Annotated in this window: 15 protein-coding genes and 2 pseudogenes; 10 read left to right on the top strand and 7 right to left on the bottom strand. The window is 59.3% G+C overall.

All coding sequences use genetic code 11. The annotated features are described in order from the left end of the window. Positions 1 to 613: 613 nt before the first annotated feature. A pseudogene (locus tag H7828_RS22360) lies at positions 614 to 1,630 on the bottom strand (IS110 family RNA-guided transposase). Between the two features lie 560 nt (positions 1,631 to 2,190). Between H7828_RS22360 and H7828_RS22355 the strand changes: the two are divergent. The 8 genes from H7828_RS22355 to H7828_RS22320 all read left to right on the top strand — a co-directional run bounded on the left by H7828_RS22355 (position 2,191) and on the right by H7828_RS22320 (position 10,327). After that, complete coding sequence (locus H7828_RS22355) at positions 2,191 to 3,156, top strand: tripartite tricarboxylate transporter substrate binding protein (RefSeq protein ID WP_226783280.1); 966 nt, start codon at positions 2,191 to 2,193, stop codon at positions 3,154 to 3,156. A gap of 38 nt (positions 3,157 to 3,194) precedes the next feature. Next, positions 3,195 to 4,214, top strand: a complete 1,020-nt coding sequence (locus tag H7828_RS22350; protein WP_226783279.1) for a Bug family tripartite tricarboxylate transporter substrate binding protein — start codon at positions 3,195 to 3,197, stop codon at positions 4,212 to 4,214. Between the two features lie 105 nt (positions 4,215 to 4,319). Continuing rightward, the gene (locus H7828_RS22345; protein ID WP_226783278.1) at positions 4,320 to 5,078 is read left to right on the top strand and encodes an HpcH/HpaI aldolase family protein; all 759 of its coding nucleotides are present in this window, start codon (positions 4,320 to 4,322) and stop codon (positions 5,076 to 5,078) included. Positions 5,079 to 5,153: 75 nt separating this feature from the next. Further along, complete coding sequence (locus tag H7828_RS22340) at positions 5,154 to 6,194, top strand: lactonase family protein (RefSeq protein WP_226783277.1); 1,041 nt, start codon at positions 5,154 to 5,156, stop codon at positions 6,192 to 6,194. A 46-nt stretch (positions 6,195 to 6,240) separates the two neighbouring features. After that, positions 6,241 to 6,744, top strand: coding sequence for a tripartite tricarboxylate transporter TctB family protein (locus H7828_RS22335; protein WP_226783276.1), 504 nt, complete (start codon positions 6,241 to 6,243; stop codon positions 6,742 to 6,744). A gap of 17 nt (positions 6,745 to 6,761) precedes the next feature. After that, entirely contained in the window at positions 6,762 to 8,264 is a 1,503-nt protein-coding gene (locus tag H7828_RS22330; protein WP_226783275.1) for a tripartite tricarboxylate transporter permease, read from the top strand. Positions 8,265 to 8,351: 87 nt separating this feature from the next. Then, positions 8,352 to 9,311, top strand: a complete 960-nt coding sequence (locus H7828_RS22325; protein ID WP_226783274.1) for an NAD(P)-dependent oxidoreductase — start codon at positions 8,352 to 8,354, stop codon at positions 9,309 to 9,311. 89 nt (positions 9,312 to 9,400) lie between these two features. Next, positions 9,401 to 10,327: a LysR family transcriptional regulator gene (locus H7828_RS22320; protein ID WP_226783273.1), complete on the top strand. Its 927-nt coding sequence runs from the start codon at positions 9,401 to 9,403 to the stop codon at positions 10,325 to 10,327. A 187-nt stretch (positions 10,328 to 10,514) separates the two neighbouring features. On the opposite strand, the gene H7828_RS22315 is transcribed toward H7828_RS22320, so the two are convergent. The 4 genes from H7828_RS22315 to tnpA are packed head-to-tail and all read right to left on the bottom strand — an operon-like array spanning position 10,515 to position 13,182. Further along, complete coding sequence (locus H7828_RS22315; RefSeq protein WP_226783272.1) at positions 10,515 to 10,736, bottom strand: hypothetical protein; 222 nt, start codon at positions 10,734 to 10,736, stop codon at positions 10,515 to 10,517. 2 nt (positions 10,737 to 10,738) lie between these two features. Then, the gene (tnpC, locus tag H7828_RS22310) at positions 10,739 to 12,370 is read right to left on the bottom strand and encodes an IS66 family transposase (RefSeq protein ID WP_226783271.1); all 1,632 of its coding nucleotides are present in this window, start codon (positions 12,368 to 12,370) and stop codon (positions 10,739 to 10,741) included. 60 nt (positions 12,371 to 12,430) lie between these two features. Continuing rightward, positions 12,431 to 12,781, bottom strand: coding sequence for an IS66 family insertion sequence element accessory protein TnpB (gene tnpB / locus H7828_RS22305; protein WP_226783270.1), 351 nt, complete (start codon positions 12,779 to 12,781; stop codon positions 12,431 to 12,433). Continuing rightward, positions 12,778 to 13,182: an IS66-like element accessory protein TnpA gene (tnpA, locus tag H7828_RS22300; protein WP_199024474.1), complete on the bottom strand. Its 405-nt coding sequence runs from the start codon at positions 13,180 to 13,182 to the stop codon at positions 12,778 to 12,780. Before tnpA ends, tnpB begins: the two co-directional genes overlap by 4 nt. A gap of 145 nt (positions 13,183 to 13,327) precedes the next feature. On the opposite strand from tnpA, the gene H7828_RS22295 reads away from it, so the two are divergent. After that, a complete protein-coding gene (locus H7828_RS22295) occupies positions 13,328 to 15,016 on the top strand; it encodes a sulfatase-like hydrolase/transferase (RefSeq protein ID WP_226783269.1) in 1,689 nt (562 codons plus the stop codon). Next, positions 14,992 to 16,245, top strand: a complete 1,254-nt coding sequence (locus H7828_RS22290) for an alpha-hydroxy acid oxidase (RefSeq protein WP_342592314.1) — start codon at positions 14,992 to 14,994, stop codon at positions 16,243 to 16,245. Before H7828_RS22295 ends, H7828_RS22290 begins: the two co-directional genes overlap by 25 nt. Here H7828_RS22290 and H7828_RS22285 read toward each other — a convergent pair. Further along, positions 16,232 to 16,547, bottom strand: a pseudogene (locus H7828_RS22285) (transposase); the annotation flags it as partial. The gene H7828_RS22290 and the pseudogene H7828_RS22285 sit on opposite strands and share 14 nt — an antisense overlap. 37 nt (positions 16,548 to 16,584) lie before the next feature. Beyond that, positions 16,585 to 16,761: an integrase core domain-containing protein gene (locus H7828_RS23040; protein ID WP_226780788.1), complete on the bottom strand. Its 177-nt coding sequence runs from the start codon at positions 16,759 to 16,761 to the stop codon at positions 16,585 to 16,587. Positions 16,762 to 16,763: the final 2 nt, after the last annotated feature.

The raw sequence follows: 16,763 nt of genomic DNA, 5'->3' as shown, positions 1-16,763 counted from the left end.
TCGCTGATGTCCTTGCCAGGCTACCCGGCACGACGGCTTCTCGGGTGCCGGATCTGCTGCCCTGGAATTGGAAGGCGTCCGAACTTCGGCGAGCGGCCTAAACCGCGGTCCACGCCGGATGGTTACGGTCCAGACCCGAGTCGTTCCAGTGGGCGGCAAGACGCAATGGCTCAAAGGTCGTTTTCGACAGGCTTGAGCACTGGTTTGCCGACAACACCAGCTAAGGCTCTACAGCGCCTGAACAATCAGCGGTGATCCTGACATTCAGGCGGGAATGCCAGCCGCCCCTTTCAGGACAAGGACAAGGAGTGTCACTGTCAAACGACATCACCAACTGACCCCTGGGTCATGTATGGATATCCCCGTTCGCGCAAAATGGCTTTTGACAGTATTGACGTGTGATCGGGTGCGGTCGTGTATCAGGCGTGCTGTGCGGCAAATACATGTCCGCTGGCCGGTATGGAGCTGCGCGGCTCTGGTGCAAAATCACTTCTGCGGGCTCATGGCTCAATGACCCGGATGCGTTTCCAGAACCATCGTCACCGATCTTTTGTCCTTACTGTCCATGACCTCCTCACACGTCGACGTCCCGCTTCTGACTGCTTATGAAGTGTCAACCAACAGCCAGTTGCGGATTCCTGTAACCTTCTTTCCGAATTTCCATCGCCCAGAGCGCCCGGGCCATCTTGTTGGCCAGCGCGATTGCGACCACCTTGCGGGGCTTGCGCAGCAGCATGGCATGGAGCCAGGTTCCCGGGATCGTTCCTTTAGGGGTTGCCCAGCGGATAACCGACATTGCGCCGATGATCAGCAGCCGCCGGATATCGCGTTGCCCCAACTTCGACGTTCGACCCAAGACTTGCTTGCCGCCAGTCAAATGTTGTCGTGGCACCAGTCCCAGCCAGGCTCGGAAATCACGACTGCGCTTGAACACTGACAGAGTGGGAGCGAAGGCTTCGATTGCCATTGCGGTGATCGGCCCGAGACCCGGCATCGTCATCATCCGTGACGAGGCATCAGACCGTGTCGCCTCTTGCTTCAATATCGCCTCCACCTTCACGATGCGACGGGTCAGATCATTCATCTGCTCAAGGTAGATGCGGGCTGTGTTGGCCCCCAAAAGGTTCCAAGTCCGTCGCACTGTCTTCAACAAGCTGCCGGATACCCCGGGGTTCGACAGACCCTGGGGCACGATGACGCCATGCTCTGCCTGGTGAGCCCGTAGCGCATTGACCGTTAGTGTCCTCTGGCGGACAAACAGTTCACGGGTTCGAAAGACCATCGCGCGCGCCTGCTGTCGCGGTGATTTTGGTTCAACAAATCGCATGGTCGGACGGCTGGCTGCTTCAGCTATCGCGTCCGCATCAGCCGCATCATTCTTTTGACGCTTGACGTAGGCAGGCGGTACCAACCTGAGGGTATGCCCAAGAGCACTGATCTCATGCGGCCAATAATGGGCCGTAGCGCAGGCCTCCATCGCAACCACGCTGGGCGGAAGGTCCGCAAAAAATGCCAACAACTAACCCCGTGACAGTTTCTTGCGGACAGCAACGCCGCCATCGGCCGTGGCACCGTGAACTTGGAAAATCCGCTTTGCCAGATCCAGCCCAACGATGGTAAATTCTGCCATGGATACTTCCTCCTTCTGTGATGTGGCCCACATCACCTTGGCACATTGCGATGCCGTCGCGAGGGGGTATCCGCCCCATCGGTTCTCCTTGACGATCAACAGCCCAGCCATCTGGTGACCGTCGCGCCAACGGTCCTCCCAATATCACCCAACATGCCGGTTGTGCTATCATTTCCTCTTCCAGCGCCAGAAACCCATGGAACGGCGCGGGCGGCGGGGATTGCGCGCTCCGCCCACCGGGATCTGCCCGGCGCCAGGCAATTGCAAGCGACACGCGGTCGCCCTGGAAAGGTTCTTTCCGGCATGCAAAAACCGTTGTCGAGACGAGCAGACCAATAAATAAACGAAATAGGTGTCCGCAAGATTTGCATTTCCAAAACTTCCGTATCCAAGCTTAGATCGCTGCCAGGGAGGCGAGATCAAGCCACAGAACCAATGGTTCGACAGATGTACGAAGCGCATCGGGCAAGGAAATTCCGGCGAAGCAGTTTGCCGGGTGTCCGACGGTTTGGCGTGAAGGGTGGCACCGGGCCTTACAAAGAACCACGGGAGGAGACCCAATGATCAATCAACTGAAGACCGGCTTGGCAGCGGCGCTGTTTGGCGCTTTTGCCTTTGCTCCGGCACAGGCTGCAGATTTTCCGGCAAAACCCATAACCATCATCGTCGGTTTTGTTGCCGGCGGAGGTCAGGATACAATCGCACGCGCCTATGCCCGTGCCCTTGAGGTAGAGTTCGACTTGCGAACGGCCGTAGTCAACATGCCCGGCGCCTCTTCGATGATCTCGGCCAAATATGTCAATGAATCAACGCCGGATGGCTATGTCGTCTGGCTGGGCTCAGCAGGCACGCTGATCCTGCAACACCAGAGCGGCAAGACCGACGTGGACATATTCGAAGACTACAAGATCGCGGGTTTCTTGGGCGAGGTCGTGCCGGCCCTGGTTGTGCCGGCCGAAAGCGAACTGCAATCGGTGGATGATCTGGTGGCCATGGCAAAGGCCAATCCGGGGCAATTGCGTTGGGCGCATCCAGGCGTGGGCTCTGCGTTCTTCTGGGCCGAGCAGGGCTTTGTCTTTGCCAATGACATGGATACTGTTCCCGTGCCATTCAGTGGCGGGGCGAATGCTCGGAACGCGCTGATTGCCAACCAGGTCGATTTCGGCGTTCTGGCGGAAAGCGACGCTTCGACGGGGGCTTATGAAGGCAAGATCCGCTATCTGGCAGCCATTGCTTCCACCCGCGAAGCCCTCACATCGGATGATCTTGCCACGCTCACGGAACTTGATGTGCCGTTCTATGAAATTCGCAGTCCGGTCGGCATCATGATGAGTGCGGATGTTCCCGACGACGTCTACGAGTATTTCGTGATGGCAACGAAAACGGCCGCAAAGTCGGAGACATTCAATGACATCATGACGAAGGCGAATTCTCCGGTGCTGTACCATTCGCCCGACGAAGCTCTCGAAATCTCGAAAGGGATCGCCGAGAATTCGAAGATCGTTCTGCCGTCGCTGAAAGAATGAAGAGCTGCGCCCGGCGCTGCACAGGCGGCTCCGGGACGATGATCCACGTTACATTCACAAATCGAACAGAACTGGAGGAAAACGTGAACCACCCATTTTCCCGATTGACGAAGCATATGGTCGGCCTGGCCATGGCTGCCGCCACGCTCATGGGCGCCAATTCCGCGGCAGCGCAGGACTTTCCTGAAAAACCCATCACCATCGTTGTCGGCTTCAACGCCGGTGGCGCGCAAGACATCATGGCGCGTGCATTGGCCAGCGCCTTTACGGCAAAGACCGGGAATCAAGCCGCAGTGGTGAACAAGCCCGGGGCGTCCAGCATGATCGGCGCAAAATTCGTTGCCGATCAGGTGCCTGACGGACATACGATCTTTGTCGGCTCTGTGGGCATCATGGTGCTTCAGAAACTACTTGGAAAGACGGACATCAGCTTTTTTGATGACTTCGCCAATGCCGGGATTTTTAGTGAAACCCTTCCGACGGTGGCAGTACCCGCCAGCAGCGACATCCAATCGGTTAGCCAGCTGATCGCAACGTCCAAGGAAAAGCCCGGTGAACTTCGCTGGGCACATCCTGGGCCGGGGTCAACGTTCTATTGGGCGGGGCTGGGCTTTGCATTTGCCAATGATATGGACGTGAAAGGTGTGCCCTTCAGCGGTGGTGTAAATGTGCGCAACGCCCTTCTGGCCGATCAGGTGGATTTCGCCATTGTCGGCGAAGCGATTTCGCGCGGCTTCGAGGACAAGATCCGCATCCTTGCCGCCGTTACGGATTCACGGCGCGCCCTGCTGAACGACGATATCGCCACCTTCGATGAGATCGGCGTCGATTATCTGCCCTATCGCAGCCCGGTTGCCATCATGATGCGTAGCGACCTGTCGCAGGACATCAAGGACTACTATGTCAAGACGATGCATGAGGTGATCGAGAGCGACGAATTCATCGAGTTGATGGAGAAGTCGAACATGCCCATCACCTACATGTCGCCCAAAGAGTCGCTCGACCTTGCGCGGGAACTCGAGAAGAACGCCAAGCTTCTGATGGAAACGACACAATAACGCCGCGCCGGATCGTCCGGCACATGGAAAAGCATCGTGCGGCCTGAAACCGGGCCGCACGGCGCCCGCAAGAAGCCTGCGCTCACACAACAATCGAGGATGGTCATGAGAACGAACCCAATGCGGAAACTCTGGGCAGACGACAAACCGGTGCTGAACCTGTTCCTGTCGATACCCAGCTCCTATATCGCCGAAGTTGCCGCCCACCAGGGCTTCGACAGCCTGACGGTCGATCTGCAACACGGGCTGCATGACCTCGACAGTGCCACCACCAGCATGCAGGCCATTTCAACCACGTCGACGGTGCCGCTGGCACGGGTTCAATCCCTTGAACCGGGCGCCATCTCTGCGGTTCTCGACAGGGGCGCCTATGGTGTGATCTGTCCGATGATCAACACCCGCGAAGAAGCCGAAAATCTTGTCCGCTATGCAAAATACCCGCCCCATGGCGAGCGCAGCTTCGGCCCGATCCGCGGATTGCTTTACGGCGGGCCGGATTATGTGGAACACGCCAACGACGAGATCGTGACGATCGCGATGATAGAAACCCGCGAAGCGATTGATAACCTTGACGATATCCTCTCGGTGGCAGGTCTGGATGCCGTCTACATTGGCCCGTCCGATCTGGCGCTGAGCCTCGGTTATCGCCCCGGCGTCTTTGACGGCAACGAAGAAATGTCCGAAGCCATCGATACCGTAGCCAGGATTGCCGCGAAGCATCGCAAGATTGCCGGATCGCATGCGGCCACACCTGAAATGGCCCGTCGTTTCGTCGAGCGTGGATTCCGCTTCGTGACCGTTCTGAGCGATGCAAAGCATATCGGAACCGCAATGGGCGGGATTGTCAAAGAATTCCGCGACTAGGCCGAAGGCCCGGTGCGCCGCCGGCCCAGGCGGCGCGGGGCATCTGCGCAATATTTCTCACCGGGAGACCACGCCGTGCTGGACCAGCTGAAATCACGCTTCTACGTGCCCTGTCTCGACGACAATTGCATTGATGTCTTTGCCCTGAACCTTGCTAATGGCAGCCTCGAGAAGCTTCAGACGGTGCCATTGTCCGGCCGCGGCCTCCCCGTCGCCGTATCGCCCGACCGAAAGCGGCTTTATGCATCGGTGCTTGGCGATGTAGTCGATGGGCGCGAACAGGCTTGGTACGAGACCTTTTGCATCAGCCCCGGCGATGGACGGCTTGAGCGCATCAATGTCATCAATGCCCCGGCACGCATGGCGCATATTTCCGTCGACAAGACCGGCCGCTATCTGCTGGGTGCGTCATATCGCGGCAATTTCATCGTGTCCCATGCCTTGGGCGACAAGGGAATTCCGCAGCCTGCCTTTGCCGATTATCGCGATGCCCCCGGCAAACCACACCAGTTGATGACCGATCCATCCAACCGCTTTGCGCTTGCGCCGAACCTGGGCGCCGATCTGGTCATGATGCTGACGTTCGATGAGCGGACAGGCCAGTTCAGGCACAACACGCCGAATTGCGTGACCACCCACGACGGGGCGGGCCCCCGTCATGTGGCCTATCACCCGACCGGAAACGCCGTCTATCTGATCAATGAACTGGATGGCACGCTGATCGTCTATACATATGACATGCGGAACGGCCAGATGGTCCGGATGCAGGAGACATCGGTTGTTCCCGATGATCACGAAGGCCCCGCCTGGTCGGCCCAGATCCTCGTGACGCCGGATGGCCGACACCTCTATGTCACGGATCGCAACGCCCACAGCATCACCGGCTTTGCCATCGATCCACGAACCTGCCGCCTGTCAAAGCGCAGAATCATGGCGACCGAGGAAACCCCACGCGGCTTTGACATCGACACAACCGGGCGTTGGCTGGTCGTGGGTGGCAAAACCTCAAACCACTTGACCAGCTATGGGATTGACCCGGTGGACGGATCGCTGAGCGAAGCCTGCCGCGTTCCGTGTAGCGCCGGGCCAAACTGGGTGGAGGCCCTGGAGCTATGAAATGCACGTTCGCCTGTGTACGCCCCCCAAAACAGAGGAAACCAACATGAAACGGGATGCCACGGTTCTCTCCGAGATCATGTTCCTGCTGATCGGAATCGCATTCTTCCTCGAATCCCTGCGTATTCCCACTGACAGTGTTTCGACGCTGGGCGCGGGTTTCGTCCCCACATGGGTGTCGATCATCCTGATCTTGTTAAGCGGCGCAATGCTTCTGATGCGCTGGAAAAGGGAGGGATTGTTCTTTCCGCGCGAAAACCCCGACGACAATCTTCAGGTGGATCATGTGTTGCATTTCACGGCTCCGGTGATCGCCATAGTGCTGCTTTATGCGCTGGTGTTCGTCTGGACGGGCTATCTCATCTCAAGCTTGCTGGCGATGTTCGTTTCGATGCTTTTCTTCCGCAACTCCCTGGCATCAAGCGTCGTTCATTCGATCATTGCGGCCGTCCTTTTCTACTACAGCTTCATTCACCTGATGGGGATCTACGACCCGCCGGGAGAGTACCTCGACACCAGTGAATTTCTGTCAAACCTGCTTGGCGACTGAGAAGAAGGAGTACTTTCATGAATATCCTCGATGGGTTTTCGACCCTCTTCTCCAACGGAGCGGCGGTGGGGTTTGTTGTCCTGGGTGCATTCATCGGCACAATCTTCGGCGCAATACCCGGCCTGACAGCGGCCGCGGCAATTGCCATGCTGGTGCCTGTTACCTATTACCTTGATCCGCTCAGCGCGCTGGCATTTCTTTACGTCATCGGCAAATCGGGCCGATACGGGGGCTCCATTTCGGCCATCCTGTTCAACACGCCGGGCACCGCCTCGGCTGCTGCAACGCAACTTGACGGTTATCCGATGGCGCGTCGGGGGCAATCGGGCAAGGCGCTGAAAGCGGCGACCGCTGCTTCGGTCTTTGGTGATTTCACGGGAGAACTCATACTGATATTCGGCGCGGTCGCCATTTCATCGGTGACCGAAAAGTTCGGCCCCCCGGAATTCTTCGCTGTCTATGCGATGGCCTTCGTGGTCATCAGCAGTGTCATTTCCGACTCGATCGTCAAGGGCTTGGTCAGCACCTTTTTCGGAATATTGATCGCCACGATCGGAATCGACCCGATCAGTGGAAACGAGCGTCTGACATTCGATGTGTTCGATCTGCAATCGGGTGTGGTACTGATCCCGATGCTGATTGGCATGCTGGTCCTTTCCGAAGTCGCAATCCAAGCCGAAAATACTAGAAAGAAAGTTCGGGAAGCCGACGACGACACAATTTCCGACAACCCGGACGACCATCGGTTTACCCTGCCCGAGTTCATCACATGCCTACCGATCATGATCCGCTCGGCGCTGACCGGGGCATTCATTGGCATTCTGCCCGGATTGGGGTCGGCCGTCGCCGCATTTGTTGCCTACGGAGAGGAAAAGCGCCGCTCGAAGATCCGCAAGAAGTGGGGCACCGGAATCGTCGAGGGGATTGTCGCGCCAGAAACCGCCAACAATGCGGTTTCCGGCCCCACCATGATACCGCTTCTGGCATTGGGAGTGCCGGGCAGCACGATCGCCGCCATCATGATCGGCGTGTTCCTGATCCACGGGATCGAGGTGGGGCCGCGGATCTTCCTGACATCCGGAGAAATCGTGTATGGGCTGTTTGCCGCCGGTCTTCTGGGCATTGCAAGCTATGGGCTGATGGGCTGGTTCGGAGGGGCGTTCATCGGCAGGATGATCTCGAAAATTCCAACCGAGAAAATCTATCCCTACATCGTGCTCACCTGCTTCGTTTCGGCCTATTCCGCACGGTCGAGCGTGTTTGACGTGATCCTGATGTGCGCGGCCGGGGTGGTGGGTTACGCGATGCGCAAGGGTGGGTTCAGCGTTGGCGCCTTCATCATCGCCTTCGTGCTGACAAGCGGCGCAGAAGAGGCCCTGCGGCAATCCCTCATTCTTTCCGACGCCGGCCCCTTCATTTTCTTTGAGCGCCCCGTCGCGATGCTCTTCTTTGTGATCGGCTTTGCCACTATGGCATTTCGCTTCTGGAAGGCGCGCCAAAATGCCGGCGCCGAAGTCTAGCGCGTCCAGACCAAGCGGGGCTGGGGGCGAAACTCATGCCTCCGGCCCCGCCGCCCCATCGTTCAGGTTGACCGGAGATAGAATGACATGACCAGGATACTTGCAGTAGACCCGATCCCCGAACCGGGGCTGGCGCTGTTGCGTAAGCGCCCGGAGTTCGAGATCGTCGATGCACGCGACGTTAATGACGACGCACTGGGCAACCACATGGAAGAAGCCGAGATCATTCTGCTGCGAGGCCGCAATATCCGCCCGGAGCATTTTGACCGGGCCCGCAAGCTGCGGTTCATTTCCCGGCACGGGGTGGGACTGGACAAGGTTGATATGGCGCAGATGCAGCGGCTTGGCGTAACGGTCGCCGTGACCGCCGACGCCAATTACCTTTCGGTGGCCGAACATGCCATGATGCTGACGCTTGCGGGCTGCCGCCGCGTTATTTCGGCCGATCATGCCACCCGCAACGGCGGCTGGCGCTCACGCATCGATACCCCAACCCACGAATTGTCGGGCAGCACTGTTCTTCTTTTGGGGTTCGGGCGCATCGGTCAGACTTATGCGGGCTTGCTGTCAGCCTTTGGCTGCCGGATTTCGGTCTACGACCCCTATCTGCCCGAGGGTGCAACGCTTCCCTGCGGGGCCACGCGAGTACAGGCCCTTTCCGACGTGCTGCCCGAGCAGGATATTGTCAGCCTGCACATGCCATTGACCGATCAAACCCGCAATTTCATCGGTGCCGATCTGTTGTCCCGGTTCCGCGAAGGCGCCATTCTTGTCAATACGGCCCGCGGGGGCGTGGTGGATGAGGCGGCGCTTGTCGGCGCGCTGGATCAGGGGCGTCCGGCGATCTATGCCACGGACGTCCTGGCGAAAGAACCGCCGCAACCGGATGATCCGCTGTTTTCGCGCTCTGACGTGATCGTGACACCGCATTCTGCGGCTCTGACCCAACAGGGGAAACTGCGCATGGCGCTTGGTGTGGCGCAGAACGTGCTTGATTTCGTCGACGGCAAACTTGCACCGCACATGATCGCCTTCACGCCGGAATAGGTGCCGCTCCCCTTGCGACATTTCCCTTCATTGAGAGGGGCAAACTCGCTAGGGTTTTTGTCGGGGTCTAGAACACTGGGGACGGGGCAATGGTATCTCGAATTCGTCTCAAACAGCTTGAGGCCTATCGGTCGATTGTCCTTACCGGCGGTGTGACCTCTGCTGCCGAGGCGCTGAACTTGTCGCAACCAGCCGTCAGCCGGTTGTTGTTCAATCTCGAGGCAGAAATCGGCTTCAAGCTTTTCAAACGCCGCAGCGGCGGCAGGATGGAGCAAACCGAGGAAGGGGTGGATTTTTATCGGCAGATCGACAGCCTGCTGGATGCAATCGCCGGCCTTGGGGACATTGCAAATGATGTCAGGGAACACCGTCGATTGCGGCTGAGCATCGTGGCAACGCCGCCGCTTCTGACCGGCACGCTCATCCCCGAGGCTTTGGTGGAATTCCGCAAGAAGTATCCGAAGATCCGCTACAGCATAACGCAACGCGATCGCGTGGGGATCGAAGAATGGGTGCAAAACCGCAAGGTTGACGTCGGTGTAACGCTTCTTCCGGTGGAACACCGCGATATCATTGCCCGGATGATTGCCCGGGTGGCGCCCGTGCTTGTCGTGCCTCGATCCCATCCCATGGCCGAGAGGGATTGCGTTGAAGCCGCAGAATTGCAGAACGAAACCAAGATCATCGTCCGCCGCCAACCTTTGCGCAATCAGATCAACCGGTTGGTGGAGCTTGCCGGAGGCAAGCGGGGCGTCGCCATCGAAGCATCGGCGGCTATCATTTGCTGCCAAATGGTGGCCCACGGGCACGGAGTGACGATCTGCGACCCTTTCAGTGCCGCTCCGTTTCTGGACCGGGTCAAAATGGTCCGACTGAAACCATTTACCGTTCTGGAGTACGGGTGTCTTTACTCGCCCACCCGTCAACCGACGGAAATCATCAAGAGCTTTGAGACAAGTCTGAAACGGACAGCAAGCAACTTTCTTGAACGACATCCGGCGGCACAGCCAGAATAAGGCGTTTTCGCAAAAGCCCGAACCGCCCGTCACTGCCTGAAATCAGTACTGACGCGCCCGACATGACCATGGCGCGCGGGCCTTCTGGCGTGCCGTCGCGGCGAGGGGCCGACCACATGTCAAGGCCCCTGAAGTACCGCCGGCATGTCCAGCCTATTGTAAGCATCCGGCGTAGGCCACAGCGAGGTCAACGCGCGTGCTCATGGTCCATATCGATCAGTTCGCGCAGGTTTTCGATACCGAACGGAGAGAATGCGATGACGCTGTCGTCGCCGGGGCCGTAGACCCAGATCACGCCATCTTCGGGCTCCGTATCGATGGCGAGATCGAAGATCCGATCGACGGTTTCACCCAATTCGGCTGCAACGCGGTCGATGGTCTTTACGGAATGCACTTTGTTCAGCTGCATGATCATGCTGCCTTGGCGATGGGCCGGGATTTCCAATTCCAGGGCAGAAGTTCGTGCAGCCGCGAGACGGGCATGTCGGGCAGCCGGGCGAGAACATCGGCGAGCCACGCCTGCGGGTCGATGTCGTTCATTTTTGCCGTAACGATCAGGGTATACATGGCGGCGGCCCGCTCACCGCCGCGCTCGGATCCGGCGAACAGCCATGACTTTCGGCCCAAGGCCACGCCGCGCAGGGCACGTTCGGCCGCATTATTCGTCAGGCAGATGCGCCCGTCATCCAGGAACGCCGTGAAGGCTTGCCAACGGCCATCTTTCTCGAACATGTAGTTGATCGCCTTGGCCACCTTGTTGTGTCGGGACAGATTGGCGCGCTCTGCCAGCAACCAGTCATGGAGGCTGTCCACCAAGGGGCGGGAGAGCTCTTGGCGGGCGGCAAGGCGGGCATCGGCATCCAGCCCGCTGATCTCGCGTTCGATGTCGAAGATGGCGTCGATCCGTTTCACCGCTTCCAGCGCGGCCGGCGAGATCTGATGGGAGGGTTTGCCCTTGCGGATGTTGCCCACGATGTCGGCCAGTTCGAAGAACTTCCGGCGTGCATGCGACCAGCACAGCGCACTGGTCACGGGCCCCGCATCGCGATCGGCACGATAGAGATCGTTATATCCGCCATAGGCGTCGGCTTGCAGCACGCCTTGCCATCCGGCCAGGTGCTGATTGGGATTGGTCGCCGCGCGATCTCGGGAGAAGCGGAAGAACGCCGCCGGTGGCGCGCCGCCATTCCAGGGGCGGTCATCACGGACATAGGTCCAGAGACGAGCCTTTTTCGCGCCACCCCGCGCCAGAAGCGGCACTGTCGTATCGTCGCCATGCAGACGGTGGGCGGCACGAACATGGGTTTCGATCAGGGCGTGGATCGGCTGCAAGGCGACAGTCGCGTGACCGACCAGGTCTGCCAGGGTGGACAGGCTCAGCTCGACGCCTTCACGGGCAAAGCGCTCTGCCTGCCGGTTCAAAGGCTGGTGCTGACCATATTCCTCAAAGACGAGCATGGCGATCAGGCTTGGCCCGGCCCATCCACGCGGGATCGCATGGAACGGGGCCGGCGGTTGGCTGATCTTCTCGCAGGCCCGGCAGGTGAACTTCTCACGCACGGTCTGGATCACCTTCCAGCGCCGCGGGACCACCTCCAGCGTCTCGGTGACAACTTCGCCCATTTTCACGAGACGATCCGAGCCGCAGCAGGTGCAGGCGGTAGGGGCCTCGACAACAACCCGCTCGCGCGGCAGGTGATCGGGAAAGGGTTTGCGCACAGGATGGCGGCGCGTGAAGGCGCGCACCGTGCTGGCCTTTTCAGCCGCCTCGCCGGCGGTCAGGACATCTTCGGTTGCCGCCGTCTCCAACTCATCAAGCTGCAATTCCAACTGATCGATCAACCGCGCACGTCGTTCTGACGAGATACCGTATGTGTCACGGCGCAGTTTGGCGATCTCGAGCTTGAGCTCTTGGATCATCGCTTCCGAGCAGGAGACAACCGCTCGGGCCTGTGCCAGCTCGCTTTCCGCAACATCTGCACGAGCCTCAGCGGCAGCCAGGGCAGCGCGTAGTCTAGCGAGTTCGGAGGCGGCATCAGACATGGCCGATATTTACCAGCCGGAGCCACGGGACACCAATAAAAACAAGCTTGTAGTCGAAATTTATCCAGCCTTTATAGGGCGTTGCGTCCAACGTGGACTGCGCCAGTCAATGCCTTCCAGAAGATAGCCCAACTGCGCCGCCGAGATCTGCACCGCTTCGCCCGACCGGCTCACCGGCCAGATGAACTTGCCTGCCTCCAGGCGCTTCAGGTAAAGCGACATGCCCACGCCATCATGCCAGAGGATCTTGACCAGATCGCCCTTGCGGCCCCGGAAGCAGAAGATCTCACCCGCATGGGGATCGCGGCCGAGCCCTTCCTGCACCTGTAGCGCCAGCGTGTTCATACCTCGCCGCATATCGGTGACCCCGCCCGCAATCCAAACCTTCACGCCAGCCGGAAACGCGATCATTGCCCGTCCACCACTGCCAGGATCCGCGCAAGCGCTGCGGGCTCCACCCCCACCGGCACGATGACCCGTCGACCATTCGTCAGGGCTATCTCAACCTGACAGTCCAGGGGCAGACAGGGATCAGCTAAATTGGTCTGCGACGCGGGCGCTTTCGTCATGGTCACCGGCGCGAACGATACCCGGCGAGAAGACCCAAGCTCACCGTTGCGATACTGCCGCCGCCAGGTTGTCAGCAGTGATCGGCAAATGCCATGCCGCCGCGCTGTGGCTGCCGCTTGGCGGTGGCCGACGAAGCTTTCCTCGACAATGCGCAGTTTATCATCATCCGACCAATACCGGCGGCGTTCACCATCGGCAGCAGACAGAACTTCGATTTGAGGGCGGTTGATAAAGTCGGACATAAGGTCGGACTTACCATCGGAGCGAACCCAAGATCAGACGGCCGCCCCCGGAGGCTTACAGCCTATTACAATTTCGAATGACTGCTATGGCACATTGCATTTTCCAAGCGCCAATCCGCCCCGTAGTCTGCAATCAGAAAGAGAGGTGGGACATGTCGCAATTGGCACCCCTGATCCCGAGACAGCATTCCGCCATGAGGCCCTGTCGCTGACCACCGCAACCACACCCCATTCGATGTCGTCTGGCCCCGGCAGCCAGTATCCGAAGCGGCTGATTTACCTGACGAAATGTGCGCCATCGCTCCATTTCAGCAAGGCCTTGATACAAGGAACGAAACCAATGTCAGATTCGAAACCGAATGTCCTGCTTATCAGCACCGATCACTGGCCCGCGCATTTGCTGAACATCGCCGGATTCAACGGAATCTCGACGCCCACACTTGATGAATTGTCGCGGTGTGGCACCCGGTTCACCAATACCTTCAGCGAATGCCCTGTCTGCATCCCGGCCCGCCGCACGCTTCAAACCGGGCTGACTCCCCGTTCGCACGGCGACCGGATGTACCGCGAGAAACTGGAAATGCCCGATGTCCCCACCATGGCCCAATGTTTCCGTGATGGCGGTTATCAGGCGCAGGCGGTGGGAAAACTGCATATCTTTCCCCAGCGCAACCGGATTGGTTTTGACGATGTGATCTTGGATGAGGAAGGTCGCTCCATGTATGGCGTGACCGATGATTACGAGATCTTTCTTGGTGACAACGGCCATCCGGGCGCACAATTCGCCCATGGAATGAGTAACAACGACTATGTTCACCGCCCCTGGCATTTGGATGAAAAGTTGCACCCGACGAACTGGGCTACCGAACAGATGTCACGGGTCATCAAGCGGCGTGATCCCACACGGCCCGGTTTCTGGTTCTGCTCGTACCGCCATCCGCATCCGCCGCTTGTGCCGCTGCGCGACTATCTTGACATGTACCGCAACCGCGAGATCGCGCCGCCGGTCCATGGCAGCTGGAGCAAGGATCTGGATGCCTTGCCCTATGCGCTTCAGGCCGGGGTCAGCCGCGGGCGGAAGTATACAGAGGCCGAGGTGTTGGACATCCAACGCGCGTTCTTTGCACTATGTACCCATATTGACCACCAGATCCGCGCACTTTTGGGGGTTCTGCGCGAGGAAGGCATCCTGGACAACACGATCATCTGTTTCACGTCCGATCACGGCGACATGCTGGGAAATCACGACATGTGGGCCAAGCGGACGCTGTTCAATCCTTCCGTGAAGGTGCCGATGATCCTTGTCGGGCCGCGCGGCAGCGACCGTGTGCAGGGCGGCGCTCAGGACGACAGACTGGTGGGCTGGGCCGATATCATGCCAACCTTGCTGGATCTTTGCGGTCTGGATATTCCCGATACGGTGGAAGGCCTGTCGATGGTGGGCGATCGCAAACGCGCATACTTTTACAGCGAAGTGGCCGATGACGACCACGCAAGCCGGATGGTCACCGACGGAGAGTTCAAGCTAATCTATTACCCGGTCGGAAACTATACCATGCTGTTCGATCTAAAGAACGATCCTGACGAGATGGAAAACTTGGCCGGGCAGGAACGCCATCAAGAGGTGCAATCAGGGTTGGAGGCCAGATTGATGGGCGAACTTTACGGCGGTGATGAATCCTGGGTCGCCGAAGGCAAACTTGTGGGCGTGTCGGCCAAGCCTTTTGTGCGGGCAGGTGACAGGACTTTATCGGCGCAACGGGGCAGCCACTGGCCCCCGGCCCCGACCGTCGATATTCCGCAGATTGAATGGAACCCGACCGCAAACAATTAAGGCAAGGCGTCGCGCATCCCATGAACAGTGAAATCAACCCCCGTCGCAGATCCCGGGTGGCCCGCAATTTAATCCATGCCAAAACAATCGAGGATCTGCGCCTGATGGCGCGGCGACGCCTGCCCAACTTTGTATATGAATATATCGAAGGCGGCGGCGACGGGGAAACCACTCTGCTGCGCAACCGCCGGGCATTGGGCGAACGGCTGTGGGCACCCCGCATGGCGCTGGATCTTGATACGATTGACGCCACAACGGAACTGTTCGGCGCGCCACTGTCCATGCCGGTGGTGATCGCGCCGACCGGGTTCAACGGCATGTCGTGGCACGACGGCGATTTGATGCTGGCGCGCGCGGCATCCGAACATGGTATCGCCATGGCGCAAAGCACGGTGTCGATGAACCCCATTGAAACCGTCGCGACGGCGGGACCCATGCGGCATTGGTTTCAGCTTTATGGGTTCGGCGGCTCCGCTGTAAGCGACAAACTGATCGCAATCGCAGAGAAGGTAGGCTGCGAATCCCTGATGATAACGATCGACACTGCCACTGCCGGCAACCGGGTCTGGGACCAGCGGAACTATGCCTCGCTGCGTAAGCTATCACTGCGCAGCAAGGTGAACGTCATGGGGCATCCACGCTGGCTCTGGCAAGTGATGCTGCGGAACGGCATGCCGAATTTCAAGGTGCTGGCACCCTATGTGGACGTGGAAGACCCGAGCATCTTTCAGGTGAGCAAGTGGGTGGCGGGCAACCGGCCGATCCTTGATTGGGCCGCCATTGAACGCATCCGCGGGCTTTGGCCACGCAAACTGATCATCAAGGGCATTCTGCGCGCCGACGAAGCGCAACGTGCCGTCGCACTTGGTGCCGATGCCATCGTCGTGAGCAATCACGGCGGCCGACAGGCAGACCACACGGTTTCCTCGATCGAAGCCTTGCCGCATATTCGGGCCGCTCTTGGGCCAGATTTTCCGATCCTGATCGACAGCGGTTTCCGCTCCGGTTCCGAGATCGCGCTGGCACTGGCCCAAGGGGCCTCGGCCGTCATGGTAGGGCGCGCAACGCTCTATGGCCTCGCCGCAGGCGGACAGCCCGGTGTGGCGCGCGCCCTCTCAATTCTCAACGCAGAACTGCGGCGCACGATGGGGCTTGTCGGCGCGCGTACCATCGATGCGTTGACGGCGGACATGCTGTTTCAGCACCCGGCCCCCTGTTGGCACCAATGATCAACAGGCGCCGCAGGGACCGCTCGCCCATCCTGGTCGTGGCCCCGAGACGTTGCTTTCCGCCTGTCGAATGCTGTCGCGGCACAAGACCAAGCCATGCCGCGAAGTCACGCCCCCGGCGGAAGGTCTCGGGTGGCAGAGCGAGGGCGACCAAAGACCGTGGCGATCAACGGTCCGATGCCCGGGATGGTCAGTAACCGCCGGGCCACCTTGTTCTCTTTCGCGCGCCGGGCGATCTCGGCATTGAGCTTGCCGATCTGTTCATCGAGCCGGGCCATCGTGTCGATCAGCATTTTCAGCGTCACGCGGGCTGTATTGACCCAGCGGAATCTGCTCAGGTTAAGCCGCTAATCTGAATGCCTCGGCAGGCGTGCGCATGGCAAGCGCCTGGTGAGGGCGGCGGTTATTGTAAAAGGCAATCCAGTCACCGATGACGCGCATCGCATGTTGGATGCTTTCGAAGCGGTGGCGATGCACGCACTGCTCCTTGAGCGTCCGAATGAAGCGCTCGACCATGC

Origin of the sequence: Oceaniglobus trochenteri (assembly GCF_020529025.1) — a bacterium.
GTDB classification, from domain to species: Bacteria; Pseudomonadota; Alphaproteobacteria; order Rhodobacterales; family Rhodobacteraceae; genus Oceaniglobus; species Oceaniglobus trochenteri.
This window is presented reverse-complemented; position numbering and strand designations above follow the sequence as displayed.

Excerpts from the sequence above, each read along its gene's own strand:
- H7828_RS22290 (WP_342592314.1), top strand. The coding sequence starts at position 14,992 with ATGGAACCCGACCGCAAACAATTAAGGCAAGGCGTCGCGCATCCCATG.
- tnpB (WP_226783270.1), bottom strand. The coding sequence starts at position 12,781 with ATGATCGCGTTTCCGGCTGGCGTGAAGGTTTGGATTGCGGGCGGGGTC.
- H7828_RS22335 (WP_226783276.1), top strand. The coding sequence starts at position 6,241 with ATGAAACGGGATGCCACGGTTCTCTCCGAGATCATGTTCCTGCTGATC.
- H7828_RS22330 (WP_226783275.1), top strand. The coding sequence starts at position 6,762 with ATGAATATCCTCGATGGGTTTTCGACCCTCTTCTCCAACGGAGCGGCG.
- tnpA (WP_199024474.1), bottom strand. The coding sequence starts at position 13,182 with ATGTCCGACTTTATCAACCGCCCTCAAATCGAAGTTCTGTCTGCTGCC.
- tnpC (WP_226783271.1), bottom strand. The coding sequence starts at position 12,370 with ATGTCTGATGCCGCCTCCGAACTCGCTAGACTACGCGCTGCCCTGGCT.
- H7828_RS22345 (WP_226783278.1), top strand. The coding sequence starts at position 4,320 with ATGAGAACGAACCCAATGCGGAAACTCTGGGCAGACGACAAACCGGTG.
- H7828_RS22315 (WP_226783272.1), bottom strand. The coding sequence starts at position 10,736 with ATGCAGCTGAACAAAGTGCATTCCGTAAAGACCATCGACCGCGTTGCA.
- H7828_RS22320 (WP_226783273.1), top strand. The coding sequence starts at position 9,401 with ATGGTATCTCGAATTCGTCTCAAACAGCTTGAGGCCTATCGGTCGATT.
- H7828_RS22350 (WP_226783279.1), top strand. The coding sequence starts at position 3,195 with ATGATCCACGTTACATTCACAAATCGAACAGAACTGGAGGAAAACGTG.
- H7828_RS22325 (WP_226783274.1), top strand. The coding sequence starts at position 8,352 with ATGACCAGGATACTTGCAGTAGACCCGATCCCCGAACCGGGGCTGGCG.
- H7828_RS22355 (WP_226783280.1), top strand. The coding sequence starts at position 2,191 with ATGATCAATCAACTGAAGACCGGCTTGGCAGCGGCGCTGTTTGGCGCT.
- H7828_RS23040 (WP_226780788.1), bottom strand. The coding sequence starts at position 16,761 with ATGGTCGAGCGCTTCATTCGGACGCTCAAGGAGCAGTGCGTGCATCGC.